The 14,461-nt window shown below is 41.3% G+C and carries 12 protein-coding genes and 1 other RNA gene; 5 read left to right on the top strand and 8 right to left on the bottom strand.

Translation table 11 applies throughout. The features are described from left to right. Positions 1-59 precede the first annotated feature (59 nt). The 5 genes from lptB (at position 60) to ssrS (ending at position 4,610) form a co-directional block, all read left to right on the top strand. Complete coding sequence (gene lptB / locus DC082_RS07590) at positions 60-782, top strand: LPS export ABC transporter ATP-binding protein (protein WP_094567635.1); 723 nt, start codon at positions 60-62, stop codon at positions 780-782. 261 nt (positions 783-1,043) lie between these two features. Next, entirely contained in the window at positions 1,044-2,456 is a 1,413-nt protein-coding gene (sbcB, locus tag DC082_RS07585) for an exodeoxyribonuclease I (protein ID WP_109236474.1), read from the top strand. 51 nt (positions 2,457-2,507) lie between these two features. Beyond that, positions 2,508-3,377: an endonuclease/exonuclease/phosphatase family protein gene (locus tag DC082_RS07580; protein WP_109236473.1), complete on the top strand. Its 870-nt coding sequence runs from the start codon at positions 2,508-2,510 to the stop codon at positions 3,375-3,377. Positions 3,378-3,653: 276 nt separating this feature from the next. After that, entirely contained in the window at positions 3,654-4,376 is a 723-nt protein-coding gene (locus DC082_RS07575) for a ComF family protein (RefSeq protein WP_109236472.1), read from the top strand. Positions 4,377-4,415: 39 nt separating this feature from the next. Further along, positions 4,416-4,610, top strand: a non-coding RNA gene (gene ssrS, locus DC082_RS07570) — 6S RNA. Between the two features lie 470 nt (positions 4,611-5,080). Here the strand turns inward: ssrS and DC082_RS07565 are convergent. From DC082_RS07565 to ubiD, 8 genes are all read right to left on the bottom strand, one after another. Further along, on the bottom strand, positions 5,081-5,611 hold the full coding sequence (locus tag DC082_RS07565) for an OmpA family protein (RefSeq protein ID WP_094567638.1): 531 nt from the start codon (positions 5,609-5,611) through the stop codon (positions 5,081-5,083). Between the two features lie 267 nt (positions 5,612-5,878). Then, positions 5,879-7,612: a lipid A export permease/ATP-binding protein MsbA gene (gene msbA, locus DC082_RS07560; protein ID WP_229821674.1), complete on the bottom strand. Its 1,734-nt coding sequence runs from the start codon at positions 7,610-7,612 to the stop codon at positions 5,879-5,881. Positions 7,613-7,708: 96 nt separating this feature from the next. Then, positions 7,709-8,221: an OmpA family protein gene (locus DC082_RS07555; protein WP_109236471.1), complete on the bottom strand. Its 513-nt coding sequence runs from the start codon at positions 8,219-8,221 to the stop codon at positions 7,709-7,711. Positions 8,222-8,268: 47 nt separating this feature from the next. Beyond that, positions 8,269-9,537, bottom strand: coding sequence for a Tol-Pal system beta propeller repeat protein TolB (gene tolB, locus DC082_RS07550; protein ID WP_094567640.1), 1,269 nt, complete (start codon positions 9,535-9,537; stop codon positions 8,269-8,271). Positions 9,538-9,566: 29 nt separating this feature from the next. Then, positions 9,567-10,118 (bottom strand): hypoxanthine-guanine phosphoribosyltransferase, encoded by a 552-nt coding sequence (locus tag DC082_RS07545; protein ID WP_094567641.1) that lies wholly within the window; start codon positions 10,116-10,118, stop codon positions 9,567-9,569. A gap of 57 nt (positions 10,119-10,175) precedes the next feature. After that, positions 10,176-11,426: a glutamyl-tRNA reductase gene (gene hemA, locus DC082_RS07540; protein WP_109236470.1), complete on the bottom strand. Its 1,251-nt coding sequence runs from the start codon at positions 11,424-11,426 to the stop codon at positions 10,176-10,178. 615 nt (positions 11,427-12,041) lie between these two features. Further along, positions 12,042-12,605, bottom strand: a complete 564-nt coding sequence (locus DC082_RS07535; protein ID WP_109236469.1) for a Slp family lipoprotein — start codon at positions 12,603-12,605, stop codon at positions 12,042-12,044. 142 nt (positions 12,606-12,747) lie between these two features. After that, positions 12,748-14,220 (bottom strand): 4-hydroxy-3-polyprenylbenzoate decarboxylase, encoded by a 1,473-nt coding sequence (gene ubiD / locus DC082_RS07530; protein ID WP_109236468.1) that lies wholly within the window; start codon positions 14,218-14,220, stop codon positions 12,748-12,750. Positions 14,221-14,461: the final 241 nt, after the last annotated feature.

The raw sequence follows: 14,461 nt of genomic DNA, 5'->3' as shown, positions 1-14,461 counted from the left end.
AGTGATAGAATCAAAATGACTTCTCAAGAATCTCATACCAGTAAAAGGTAAAGCAAACGATGCTACTAACTGCACAAAATCTTATTAAGCGTTTTAAGAATCGTACTGTTGTTAATGGTGCCTCATTCCATATCGAGCAGGGCGAAGTTGTAGGACTGTTAGGACCCAATGGTGCCGGAAAAACAACGAGCTTCTATATGACGGTTGGTCTAATCACTCCCGATGAAGGCGAGGTCTTTATCGATGATAATGAGATCACCCAAAGCCCAATGCATATCCGTGCCCAACTCGGCATCGGCTATCTTCCCCAAGAGGCATCGATTTTTAGAAAAATGAGTAGCCGCGATAATATTCTTGCGATCTGTCAAACCCGAAAAGATCTCTCCCCACAAGAGCAACAAGCCCTAACAGATGAGCTATTAGAAGATTTTAAGATTACACATATCGCCAACTCTTTGGGAATCTCGCTCTCAGGGGGAGAACGTCGCCGTGTTGAGATTGCCCGGAGTCTTGCTCTTAACCCTAAATTCCTACTACTCGATGAACCTTTTGCTGGTGTTGATCCCCTTTCAGTATCAGATATTCAATCGATTATCTTACAGCTCTCTAAGCGCAATATTGGTATCTTAATTACCGATCACAATATTCGTGAAACACTCTCGATCTGTGAGCGCTCCTATATCTTAAGTGCCGGCACCGTCATTGCAGAGGGCGATACCGAATATCTCCTCAACCATGAGGATGTCCGCCGTGTCTATTTAGGAGAAAACTTCTCTTTATAAACAATTCTCTCAATCTCTCAACTCTCCAAGAATCCTAATACTCTCTCTAGAGATGTTCTCTCTAAAGATCTGTTAAAGAGTAGATGTCAAAAATGTGTTTCGAAGAATAAACTTCAAAGAATGAAAGGCAAAAGAGAGATTAAAACATAAAGAGAGTAAGGGATTCAGCGCTGGCGATCACATTTTGTTATCATGCTCTCTAATCGCCGTGAGGCATACTTTAAATAGTTATTTTAAATAGTAGTGGATAGAGGAGATATCATGAAACCGAGCTTCTTTTTTTATGATCTTGAGACCTTTGGCATTAACCCTAAAGAGGATCGTATTGCCCAATTTGCCGGCATTAGGACAGATGAAGAGTTCAATATCATTGAAGAGCCGATCAATATCTACTGCCAACCACCGAAAGATTATATTCCCGATCCTAATGCAATTCTTATTACCGGCATCACGCTTGAAGAAGCGCAAGAGAAAGGGATGCCTGAAGCGCAATTTGCAGCTCAAATTGAAGAGGCCTTCTCTAGACCTAATAGCTGTATTTTAGGATATAACAATATCCGCTTTGATGATGAGATGATCCGATATCTCTTCTATCGTAACTTTATCGATCCCTATGCCTATAGCTGGCAAAATGGGAATTCTCGCTGGGATCTACTCGATGTTGTCCGTGCAACTTATACTTTTCGCCCTGAAGGAATAGCATGGCCACAAGATGAGATGGGAAATATTAGCTTCAAACTAGAAAATCTCTCTAAAGCCAACGATCTACTTCATGAAAAAGCACATGATGCGTTAAGTGATGTCTATGCCACAATCGGTATGGCGAAGCTGATCAAAGAGAAGCAGCCTCGGCTCTTCTCCTACTACTTTAACCATCGACGCGCGCGCGACCTACAACAATTGATCGATCTTCGATCGCTCAAACCACTTCTCCATATCTCCGGCATGTTTGGCTTAGAGCGCAATAATATCTCTATGATGGCGCCGATCCTCTTCAGCCCACAAAATCGTAATGAGCTTATCTCTATCGATCTTATGGGAGATGTTGAGCCACTACTTCATCTCTCGGCAGAAGAGGTTCGAGAAAAGCTCTATACTCCTAGCGCAGAACTTCCTGAAGGCGAAGCACGGATACCTCTAAAGGGGATTCATCTCAATCGTTGCCCCATTTTAGCGCCCACCGCTCTACTCTCAACGCTTCCTAAAGAGATCCTCGATCAACAACAATGTCAGAAAAATCATCAACTTATTCTCAACAATCGAGAGCTGATCGAAACAAAATTGATGGAGATCTATCAAACCCCTCGTATCTTTGATAATGACCCACATAGTGAGCCGGTCGAAACACTTCTATATCAAGGATTTTTTGAGCGAAAAGATCGGCACCAGATGGATCTTGTTCCTAAGATGAGTGGTGAAGAGCTGAAATATCATGAGTTCTATTTTGATGATCCACGTCTCGAGCCTCTACTCTTTATCTACCGTGCTCGCAACTATTTTGAGACACTCTTTGAGGATGAACAAGATGAGTGGCAACGCTATACTCTTCTCAAAAAAGAGTATTACCGCAGTCGCTACCAACCGATCTATAAAGCATTATTGGAAGAAGCTGAAACAGATGAAGATCAAAATAAGATCGCTTTACTTCAATCGATCCAACACTACTACCAATAAGTTACTCTATCGACCCACCTCTCTTAAACCTGATCATAAGCGATAAAATTGATGCCCCCTCTTTTCGATCTCTCTATTGCCTCCTGTAATGTTCAAAATCTCTATGAACACTCCTCTTTGCAGAAGCTCTTCAATTTTATTATTGCACTCGATGATCCTCTCAATCTTCCTGACATCATCGCCCTGCAGGAGATAGGTGCAGAGACAGACGGGCAGAAGGATTACGCTCAAGCGATTATTGGCGAGCGAATTTGTACAATCGTTAAAAATATGACTGGAGTGAACTACCGTTATTACGATCTTCCCCCAACCAATGAAAGTTCAGGCGGCGCACTTAATTTAAATATTCGCCCTGCATTTCTGATTAAAGATTCAATCACAGTCACAGAACTACAAACATTACCGCCGATGGCCTGCTTTTCCGGCGATGAGAGCAGCTTCTTTTCAGCATCACGTTATCCGCTTGTTCTCACTATCGATTATCAAAAACAGGCCATTACCCTCATTAACTGCCATTTAAAATCACAAAATGCAAGGACCAATCAGGATAAAAAGCGAGCACGAAAGCAGAGAAATGAACAAGCTCGCGCAATTTACAACTTCTACAATAAATTGCTGCCTACCCACTATATTATTCTCTTAGGGGACTTTAACGATACACCCAATAGCCAAACGCTAGAGATTTTACAAGGAGGAGAGCTACTCTCAATCTGGAAAGATTATCCCGGTCGACTCTACACAACAAAGCACCGAAATCGACCTGTTGTACTCGACTATATTTTAGTAGACAAGCGCCTTTCATTTCACACGCCACAAGCACACCATATCAACACCCAGCTAGAATATACCTTTCGTTATTCCGATCACGACCCTATCAGCGTCGAAATCACCTCTCTTTCAGAGGATCAAATAGTCAGATAGCCCCACCAATTAGTGCTCAAAATGGCGTGTTGAGTTGAGACAAGCAACAATACTCTTTAAACAAACACCATCTTTAATATAGCTTTCATATACTTTCATATACGTTCATATAAGCTCATGTAAAAGCTCATATAAACTCAATACGGGTTCAATATAGGGTCATTCAAGATAAATTCATGCAATATGGGTGCATTGTGAAATATAGAAATTTAAAAAGAGACTAAAAGAGAGTTTAAAAGATCTAGCTCAAAGGAAATAAATAAGGAGGGTGTTACGATGAAAAGAAGAAGGGTAATCGATCATACTAAAAATCTTCTTAAGAGTCTTTTTCCCCCTTTCTGTACCCTCTGCCAACAAAAAATTGTGAACGAGGAGTATGAAAATCTCTGTCAAAAGTGCTGCCTCGATATTATTTTAGCGGATCGAAAGTGTATCTTTTGTGATACACCCGGTGCGTTTTTGTGTCATTTATGCAAAAAAGAATCGCCAAAATTACAAAATATCTTTGTCTGTTTCAATTATGAGAGCACTATCCGCAAAATTATTCAGCAATTTAAATACTCCCTACGCCCCTATTTAGCACGAACACTCAACCAACTTATCTGGCAACGATCCCTCAATTTCTTTGCTCAATTACCCATCGATACAACAATTATTCCAATGCCGAGTGGCCGCTTACGTGTCGCTAAAAGAGGGTACAACCCCGTTAGTGAAGTTGCTCGCCATCTCTCACAACGTAGTGAGCTCCCCTATTGTGATAACTACTTAAAAAAACGAGCTTTTTCAATTCCCCAGACAGATCTAAAAAGAGCCGACCGCCTTACCAATCTTCAGAATCACTTTCTTAAAAACCATCAAATACTCCCACCCTTACAACAGAGATCACTTCTCATTATTGATGATGTTGTTACAACGGGGCGCTCTTTTAAACAACTCCTTGAAAGTGTGGATAATCCTCATACAGAGGAGCTTTACGGCCTCTTTATTGCCCAATCTTAAGTTGATAATTAATGGTGATTATGTCAAACTGTCGTTGATGCGTTTCTGTTATGTACGAGTGTTTTTATCACCATACACCTCTTGATCCTAATTTTAATACTTTGGATCGCCGATATTAGGGCTCGGTGTGCAAGCTGATTTAGTTCAGAAGCCTAAAGAACCCTGTTAGGTATCCACTTGAACGTACGCGTTCAAGAGTCTTGGTGATTTGCAACCGACTACTACGGAGGCGCATCCTTTTTTTGCCTTAAAAAAGTATCTCTCTAGCGAAGGTTATATAGCATCAATGCTTAAAATCAGAGCGTATCTAATACCTTCCTCTATTAGCACCTTATAAATAGAGCTATTGTCGCCGATAGATCGCCAATAATGGCGCTCAGTAAGCATTAGAGATGCTTGCTTATAGACACTTAACTCAATAACTACTTAAAGGAGCGGTTAATAAGGCTATTTTGCCTCTCCACTCTTTTATCATTCATCTATATCAACATCTTTCTAGGTTGAAGCAGCTGAAAGCTCAAAGAGATACCTTTGGATCTGATACCTCTGGATCTACTCAATTCCCTAAACAATAAAAAAGCACTCTATAAAATAGAGTGCTCTGAACATAAGCCTTTACAACCTAATAGATACTAATATTTCTAATAGTTAATACTACTCAAGGTAAAAGAGACTTAGTTACTCAACAATAGAGAAACGTTCAATTAGTTAACGTTTACTTCTCTTACTGCTTCAATTTTAACATCTACACGACGGTTTTTCGCACGGCCTTCAGCTGTTGCGTTGTCAAATGTGTAGCTGATACCTTCACCCTTAGCAGTAATGATTGCTGGGTTAACACCTTTCTCAACTAAGTAGTTGCGCACTGCATCTGCACGACGTTGTGAAAGACCAAGGTTGTATTGCTCGCTACCGATTGCGTCAGTGTGACCTGTAAGAACGATTGATTTTACATCGTTTGCATTCTTAACAAGCTCAGCTGCTACTTTATCAAGTAACTCACGGCCTTGTGGACGAAGTTCTGCTTTATCAAAAGCAAAGAATGTATCTGCTGAGAAAGTTAAATCTTGCACAACAACACCACATCCAGGAACGCCATCTTTAACTAAGACACACTCGCCTTGACGATCTTTTACAAACTCACCTTGTCTATCGATTAACGAATCTGTCGCTGCTACAGCTGTAGAAGTCGCGAATAGACCTGCTAATGCAGCAATAGTTAATTGCTTTTTCATATAAGTCTCCACTTAATTACTAATTATAAAATAAATGTATTACAGACAGTTGTAACAAGTTACCTTCAGATAATACAAACTAACGGTTCAATCATATCTCATTTTTATTAGAATTGATACATATTTGCATCAAAAATCCAAATTTGTGGGATTTTTAATACAAATATCTTTTTTGATACAACCCTCAATATCGCTAGAGCGATCGCGAAAGAGATAAATTTTATTTATAAACTTGATAAATTTATAAAATAACAATTACTTTGTAGGTTATTTCTTATCAACTCGGTACAATTTTGCGTAGTATCCATCTCTCTCGAGAAGGCTCTGATGTGTTCCTACTTCAACAATTCTTCCTTGATCAAAGACAACAATTTTATCAGCATGCTCAATGGTAGAGAGGCGATGTGCAATAATAATAGTCGTCTTCTCTCGACTAAGCTCTTTTAATGCCTGTTGAATAGCATACTCACTCTCATTATCTAAACTACTAGTTGCTTCATCAAAAATAAGAATTGGAGCATCTTTTAAGATTGCGCGGGCAATTGCAATCCGCTGACGCTGCCCACCTGATAATTTTGCGCCATTTTCACCAATAACAGTCTCATATTTTTCTGGCAATTTTTCGATAAACCCACTCGCATTTGCAAATTGCGCCGCCTTTTCAATCGCATCTTCTGAAGAGGCCTCATTACCAAAACTGATATTTTTAGCAATTGTATCGGCAAAAAGGATAACGTGTTGCCCTACATAACCGATTGCAGAGCGATAAGCTTCTAACTCAATCTCATCAATATTTTTACCATCTAATGAAATAGAGCCTGATGTGGGGTTATAAAAACGGGAAAGGAGATTTGCAAAGGTGCTCTTACCACTTCCTGAAGCACCTACAAGCGCGACTGTTTCATAAGGTTGAATCTCTAAGGAGATCTCCTTGAGGGCCGCTACATCACTCCCCTCATATTGGAAAGTAACCTCTTTAAATTCGATATGCCCCTTCACTTGGGGGAGTTGAGTACTGCCCTGATCCTTCTCTCCTTCCGCATCTAAGATACTAAAGACCCCTTCCGCACCGGCAGCGCCCCGTTGCAACGCCTCGTTCATGCTGACTAAACGCTTAATGGGCGTCAACATCCCGACCATCGCAGCTAAAAGAGAGATAAAGCTACCAATGGTCACCTGATCTGCAGAAGCTTGATTAGAGGCATACCAGATAACAAACGCAATAAAGATCACCAGAAAGACTTGAGAAACAGGGCTTGCTAACTGACTCGCAACCAGACTCTTCATACTCAAATGACGAAGATGTTTATTTACTTGAGAGAAGCGTCCATTCATCTGATCATAAGCGGCAAAAAGCTTGATCTCTTTTTGACCTCGAATCCCCTCTTCCAAGATATGGTTAAACTCACCCATCTGCCCCTGCATTCTACGAGAGATACCCCGCAGACGCTTAGAGACATAACGTAATACAAGGTAGAGAAATGGCGCCATAAAAAAGACTAATAGCGTAATTTGCCAATTATTGATAAACATCACGGTAATTAAACCGATAATCATCGCACTATCTTTAATGATTGAAACCAGCGTTAAAGAGCTCACCGCCATCAACTGAGCAACATCAAAAGTCAGCTTTGACATAAAATAACCGGTCGAGTGCTTATCATAAGCTGTTTGCGGAAGATGGAGCAATTTATCAAACATCTGTACCCGCAAAGTTGTAATTACTCGCTGAGAGATCCATTGCATACCGAAACTGCCGGCAAAGTTGAGAGCACTCGTTAAGATAAAGGCGCCTACAACAAGCCACGGCATCAGCTCAATAAAGAGCCTATTCTTATCCACAAACCCCTCATCTAAAATTGGTTTTAATAACCAAAATAGACCTGCCTCTGCAAAGCCACCTAATACAACACAGACCAGTGAAGTGATTAAGATCAGTGGATATTTGAAAGAGTAAGATAAAATTCGTTTATATAAACCCAAACTCTCTTTTTTAATCACAAAGTTTCCTTCTTAAAAGTAGAAGAGCACCTATGCTATTTTCGCACAGGCGCTCTCTTGATATCGATCCTAATTCGCAATATTGAACCTCTACTATTAGTAGACAATCTCTACACGGCGGTTTTGTGCCCATGCACGCTCATCATATCCTGAGACTGCCGGCATCTCTTTCCCGTAACTACGTACTTTAATCTGATTGGGGTTCGCTCCCGATTGAAGTAGAAGATCTCTTACGCTCAATGCGCGACGCTCACCTAATCCCATATTATATTCATGAGATCCTCGGTCATCGGTATGCCCCTCTAACCAGACACCACGATTAGGATTTGCTTTTAACTCTTGTCCATGCGCTCGAACAACATCATAAGATTCACGACGTAGACGATCTGAATCGAAATCAAAGTAGATAATTCTATCTGCCGTTCCACGCTTACCATAGTCGGCATCATAATAGGTACTTGCAGGCCCTTCACCATAACCATAGCCATAACCTACGCCTCCAGGGCCACCTGTCCCCCCGACACCGCCAGCACCACCAGTAGAGCTACAAGCTGCAACCACAACCCCCAATAGCGCTATGGAGATACCTCTCATCATTAACTTACGCATTTTAAACCCTCTTGAAATCTATGTAGTAGTAAATCTTTTATTGTTATCTATCGAACATTAGGCGACCAGCTTGGCTTGCGAACATCGGTTCCAATTCCATAGAATCGTTGCTCAACATTACCATCTGTCGAGATAATTTTGAGTCCGCCACGGCCATCTGAATAGAGAATCATATGACTATTACCAGAAAAGCTAGGCGCCTCATCCTTACCACCATTTGTTAATCGTTTAACATTACCCGTTGTTAAATCCATCACCGCAATCCCAAAGCCTTGCCCAGGATTACGCTGCATCATCGCTAAATGTTTACCATCTGCTGAAATTGTCGCATTAGCATTATAGTTTCCTGTATTAGAGATGCGTACGGGTGTACCACCATTTTCAGGCATTCTATAAATTTGGGGAGTGCCCCCACGATCAGAGGTAAAGTAGATCATTCTATCTGGACCCCATGCCGGCTCTGTATCGATACTTGGACTATTTGTTAAACGGGTCAAATTACTACCATCAATATTAGCCGTATAGATCTCTGGATTACCATCTCGCGAAAGTGTAAATGCTAGACGAGTACCATCCGGTGACCAAGTCGGTGCTGAGTTAATTCCCGGCTCACTAATCACCACATGGCGCTTCCCACTATAGAGATCTTGCACCATAATCTGATTACGCTTCTTCTCAAAAGAAGCATAAGCAATCTTACGCCCATCGGGAGACCATGTTGGCGATAAAATCGGTTCATTCGACTCTAAAATCACCTGTGGATAAGCACCATCGGCATCAGCAACCACAAGAGAAAAGTTACGGTTATTGCGTGAAACATAAGCAACTTTTGAACTAAAAGATCCAGGAACGCCCGTAATCGCTTCATAAATAAAGTCAGCGACTTTATGTGCTACGGCTCGCTGCCCCTTCTCATCATTCACATATTGAAAATCACGACTTGCACGAACACTCTTTGTAAAAGTATCGCCAACCTCAACATGCAACATATTTCCTTTCGGTGTTAAGATCGCAATAAAGTTGATGCCGGCAGCGCGCCAAATCCCGCTATCTGCCTGACCAACATTATTGAGCTGTTCCGGCACAGCAAGCCCTACTTTAGGGATAAAGCGTCCAGAGCGATGAAGGTCATTGATCACCACCTCTAAAAATTTTTGATTATTTGTTGCATGATCGACAATCGCAATAGGATAAGCCTGACTTGAGGCCTTAACAATCTCTAACTTCACTTGCGCATGAAGCGGAGCTATTGCCACTAATGAGAAAACCATCAGCAATAGTAACTGTCGCGCTCTTATAATTAAGTTTTTACTCATCTCACACCTCTGTTATCTTTTTGTTAGCTCTACTCTTTCAGCGCCCAAATACCTGGAAGATTACGCCAATATTCATGATAATCCATACCGCAGCCAAAGATATAGCGATCGGGGACATCAACACCGATATAATTAACTTTAAAATCTTTCGGTTTACGTTCGTGAACCTTATTCACCAGTGCTGCCGTATAAACTACTTGCGCACCCATATTTTCAATCACAGAAACAATCTCTTTTAGAGTTGTTCCTTCATCAAAAATATCCTCAATTAATAACACAACACGATCTTTCACATCAACGGATGGTTTAACTTTCCACTCAAGTGTCGCGCCTTCAATATCACCGTTATATCTTGTTGCATGAAGATAACCGATCTGAAAGGGAAAATTTAAACGCGTTAAAAGTTGTCCTGCGGGAATAAGTGCCCCATTCATCACCACTAACACTAAGGGATCTGAAAGCTCTAAATCATAGGTGATCGCACGACCCATCGCATCATAAGCGTCCTGAATTTCTGAAGCTAAGATAATCTCTTCCGATTTAGCAATAATATCTTGCGCCTCTTCAAACGTAATTGACATACCAATCCTTGAGTAAATAAAAAATGAATGACGTAATTATACCAAATTACCTCTTTTTTAAATCTTAAATTGTGTTAAAAGCTCGGTAATGGTTGACTCATCCTCAGCCACCTCTAATGACTTGAGATGTTCGATCATCGGATGAAGAAGTCGGTTAGTCAGCTGAATTGCCATCTTCTCAATTAACTCAGCATCAAATTCATTATCTAATTGATTAAAGAGTCGATGAATTGCTTCATCTCGTTCTCTATTTGCGTAAGTGACTATTGATTGTACAGAGTGACCTATTTCTGCGATTTTATACCATTCACACCAACGTACAAGCCCTTTCTCAATATATTGTTCAGCAAGTATTGCTGCCTCTTCCCTAGCTCGTTGATTACTCTCAACTATCTCGTTAAGATCATCAACTGTATAGAGATAAGTATTGGAAAATTTATCAATTTCAGGAGAGATATCACGCGGCACCGCTAGATCAATCAACAAAATTGGGCGATTTTTCCGCGCTTTCAATGCTGCTTTTGTCATCTCTTTTGTAATTAAAGCCTCTTGTGCCGCCGTTGAAGCAACAACAATATCTGCTGCCGGCAAAAGCTCCGGCAATCGATCTAAACCGTGTGCTTTCGCTTCAACACCAAGCTCTTCTATCATCAGCTCTGCTCTCTCAACACGGCGATTAGCGATCGTAATCTTGCGTACACCTGCTTCAATAAGGTGCCGCGCTACTAACTCTATCGTCTCCCCTGCCCCTACAAGAAGGACATGGTGATGCTCTAACCCATCAAAGATATTTCGCGCTAACTGCACAGCAGAGAAGGCAACAGAAACTGCAAATGCGCCAATATTGGTCTCAGTTCGAATCTCTTTTGCTACATTAAAACTCATCTGTAGAGCTCGCTGAAGATACTTTTTAGCCATCCCATATCTGCTTGCCAAGGTGAGCGCATCTTTTAACTGCCCCATAATTTGAGGCTCACCTAGAATAAGAGATTCTAAACCTGCTGCAACTCGAAAAATATAAGCCGCAGCATCATCCCCTTCAATTTGATAGAGATGTGATTTTGCTGTTTTAGCATCTAGCTCTGAGTACTTTGCCCAGATCTCACAAAATGCCTCTACCGATATAGAGAGCTGATAAAAATAGAACTCAGTTCGATTGCACGTCGACAACACAACAACTTCACTTGCTAATCGGCTACTCTTCGCCATCTCTAAAAATGCCCTAATATTTTCCGGCACTAATGTTGCGCGCTCTCGAATTTCTACCGAAGCAGTCTTATGTCCTATCCCTAATACTAATAAACTCATGAGCTATTAAAATCCAATCTATCCTCAAATGTAATAATCGCCCAAATCATACCAAAATTCAGGAGATTACGCATTGAGATCTACCCTTTATAAATAGCGTCTCTGCTCTTAATCTCTATTTTTTAAAATAATTATTTCGATGTGCAAAGACCCTTCCAAGCCATCTACTGCTCTAATTTCTGCAAGAGTAAGAAAGAACAAAACTCGACAAGTCCAACTGATGCCTTGCGAGTTTTGATAACTAACTTTCTCTTTTTCTGCTCTAGATCAACGTTATCTCATCTGATAACTCTCTAACCTATCTTAACTTACCCTAACTTATCCCAAATTATCCCAATTTATCGATTCAAATCACTCTATCGATCAATTATTTCAAACTATTTAAGATGTTCGAGTTACTCGAGTTATTGGAGTTATTGAAGTTATTCGAGTTATTTAAGATCACATCAATCTAATATCGTTCTATCTGTTTCATCTATTCTATTAATCGCCCACTAATAGCTATCTCCACAACATATCCCTACCGTGGGGAAATGTGCCTTAATGGTTTGATTCAATTTTTACTGTTTACTATTCTATCACTTCAATCGCCTAAATTTTATCACTTAATCAGCCTCAATAGTAATAGGGGGCATAAGGTCCAAATCCAAAACCCCAATTAGGACGATAAAAGCCGAAACCGATTGCGGGGCTATTGAAGAAGGGTTCGTCGTAATAGATCTCCCTTTTAGGATCTCGCCAAAACTGATAATCGATGGCCTCCATCGTAATCACTCGAACACGCTCACCCGCTAGAGAGATCTCTTCTGCCGATTTAATCACACCTACAGCGGTAAGATAATCACCAGGAGAGTAACCTCGTACAGAGATACCACCGGGGATATCCACAATCAAACGATTATTATCCATCTCCCCATTTCGAAGAGGATAACCATCTCTATTGAGCTCATAACGTACTAACTCTATACGGGTCCCTAGTGCAGGCTGATTCATTGTAATGATCATCCCACCTAAAATGGCCTCTTTCCCAATCAGCTCGCGATCACTCATCATATCCACTTGATAATCACCATAAGCATTGGGATTATTAGTAGAGATATTCCCTCCACTTAATGAAGCACAACCTACAACAACAAGAGCCACCACAGAGAGAATGCTCATTTCTAGTAACTTCTTCATCTTCACTCCTTCGCTCCCATTCGATTATAAGGAAGCACTCCATCGATAACTTAGATAACTGATGACAACTGATCTATTACCTTACCTATTATCTTGCCTATTCTCTTCCTATTGATACCTTCAAAATATCGCATAAAGATCATTACTCAAAGATCTTAAGCTGATCCCACTTCGCATCAACCTTCGCTACAATTTCAGGATCTTGAACAATGGGGATTCCCCACTCTCTGTCGGTCTCTCCTTCCCATTTATTGGTAGCATCGAGCCCCATCTTCGAACCCAATCCAGAAATGGGAGAGGCAAAATCGAGATAATCGATCGGCGTATTATCCACCATAACAGTGTCACGAGATGGATCCATTCGGGTCGTGATCGCCCAGATAACATCTTGCCAATTACGGCAATTGACATCCTCATCCACAATCACAATAAATTTGGTATACATAAATTGGCGCAGATAAGACCAGATCCCTAGCATGATCCGTTTTGCATGCCCAGGGTACTGCTTTTTAATAGAGACAACTGCCATACGGTAAGAGCAGCCCTCTGGAGGAAGATAGAAATCGACAATCTCTGGAAATTGTTTACGTAAAATAGGGACAAAGACCTCATTGAGTGCAACCCCCAAAACTGCCGGCTCATCGGGTGGTCTTCCCGTATAGGTCGAATGGTAGATCGGGTTGACTCTCGTTGTCATTCTCTCAACAGTAAAGACAGGGAAAAAATCGGTCTCATTATAGTAGCCCGTATGATCTCCATAAGGTCCCTCTTCCGCCATATCATCTGGATAGATATAACCCTCTAAGATAATCTCTGCTGAGGCCGGCACAGAGAGTTCAGGGTGAAGTGTTGCACGCGCAATAGCAGTTCTTTTTCCGCGCAAAAGTCCAGCAAAAGCATATTCTGAAAGAGCGTCAGGAACCGGTGTCACTGCACCTAAAATCGTTGCAGGATCTGCCCCTAAGGCCACGACAACAGGGAAGGGTTTTCCAGGATTTTTGAGCTGAAAATCACGATAATCAAGGGCACCACCACGATGAGCTAGCCAGCGCATAATAAGTCGATTTTTGCCAATCACCTGTTGACGATAGATTCCTAAGTTTTGTCTTCGCTTCGAGGGGCCTTTAGTAATGGTTAATCCCCAAGTGACTAAGGGAGCTGCATCCCCTGGCCAACAGTGCTGAATCGGCATTGCTGTCAGATCGATCTCCTCTTTTTCATAAATGACCTCCTGACAGAGTGGTTTTTTCACCCGCTTAGGCCGCATCGACAAGATCTGTTTAAATTGTGGTAGTTTCTGCCAAGCATCTTTGAGATTTTCCGGTGCTTCTGGTTCTTTAAGAAAAGCCAAGAACTCTCCAACTTCCCGCAACTTCTCTACCGATTCTTGTCCCATACCAAAAGCAACACGCTCCGGTGTTCCAAAAAGGTTGGTTAAGACAGGCATATCAAAACCCTTAGGATTTTCAAACAGAAGCGCCGGACCCTCTCTCCTTAAGGTCCGATCACTGATTTCGGTCATCTCTAAGTAGGGATCGATCTCTTCTGTAATTCGCTTAAGCTCACCACGCGCCTCTAAAAAAGCAATAAATTCCCGCAGATCCTGAAATTGCATGCACTGTTCCTATTCTTAAGTTATCGAAAGAGGCTCTATTTTAACATAGACGGCGGTGATATCCCGCTACAATCCTCTTAATACGCTTCTCGTAAGAGTCTTTCATCTCTACTTGCGCCCCTGACTTTATACTGACCTTTGCATTATATCCCTATTTCAAATGATCTTTGAGATGTTTGAAGAGCGCCTCAAAAAAAATCGGTATAATGCAAAATTCCATTCATCCCTGATTTCCATTCAT

This window comes from Ignatzschineria indica (genome assembly GCF_003121925.1).
In the GTDB taxonomy this organism is placed as follows: Bacteria; Pseudomonadota; Gammaproteobacteria; order Cardiobacteriales; family Wohlfahrtiimonadaceae; genus Ignatzschineria; species Ignatzschineria indica.
Note: the sequence above shows the minus strand (reverse complement) of the source record. Positions and strands in the feature narration are given on the sequence as shown.

Coding starts and splice junctions, on each gene's coding strand:
- ubiD (WP_109236468.1), bottom strand. CDS start 14,220: ATGCAATTTCAGGATCTGCGGGAATTTATTGCTTTTTTAGAGGCGCGT.
- hemA (WP_109236470.1), bottom strand. CDS start 11,426: ATGAGTTTATTAGTATTAGGGATAGGACATAAGACTGCTTCGGTAGAA.
- DC082_RS07535 (WP_109236469.1), bottom strand. CDS start 12,605: ATGAAGAAGTTACTAGAAATGAGCATTCTCTCTGTGGTGGCTCTTGTT.
- DC082_RS07580 (WP_109236473.1), top strand. CDS start 2,508: ATGCCCCCTCTTTTCGATCTCTCTATTGCCTCCTGTAATGTTCAAAAT.
- DC082_RS07575 (WP_109236472.1), top strand. CDS start 3,654: ATGAAAAGAAGAAGGGTAATCGATCATACTAAAAATCTTCTTAAGAGT.
- tolB (WP_094567640.1), bottom strand. CDS start 9,537: ATGAGTAAAAACTTAATTATAAGAGCGCGACAGTTACTATTGCTGATG.
- DC082_RS07545 (WP_094567641.1), bottom strand. CDS start 10,118: ATGTCAATTACGTTTGAAGAGGCGCAAGATATTATTGCTAAATCGGAA.
- DC082_RS07555 (WP_109236471.1), bottom strand. CDS start 8,221: ATGCGTAAGTTAATGATGAGAGGTATCTCCATAGCGCTATTGGGGGTT.
- DC082_RS07565 (WP_094567638.1), bottom strand. CDS start 5,611: ATGAAAAAGCAATTAACTATTGCTGCATTAGCAGGTCTATTCGCGACT.
- lptB (WP_094567635.1), top strand. CDS start 60: ATGCTACTAACTGCACAAAATCTTATTAAGCGTTTTAAGAATCGTACT.
- sbcB (WP_109236474.1), top strand. CDS start 1,044: ATGAAACCGAGCTTCTTTTTTTATGATCTTGAGACCTTTGGCATTAAC.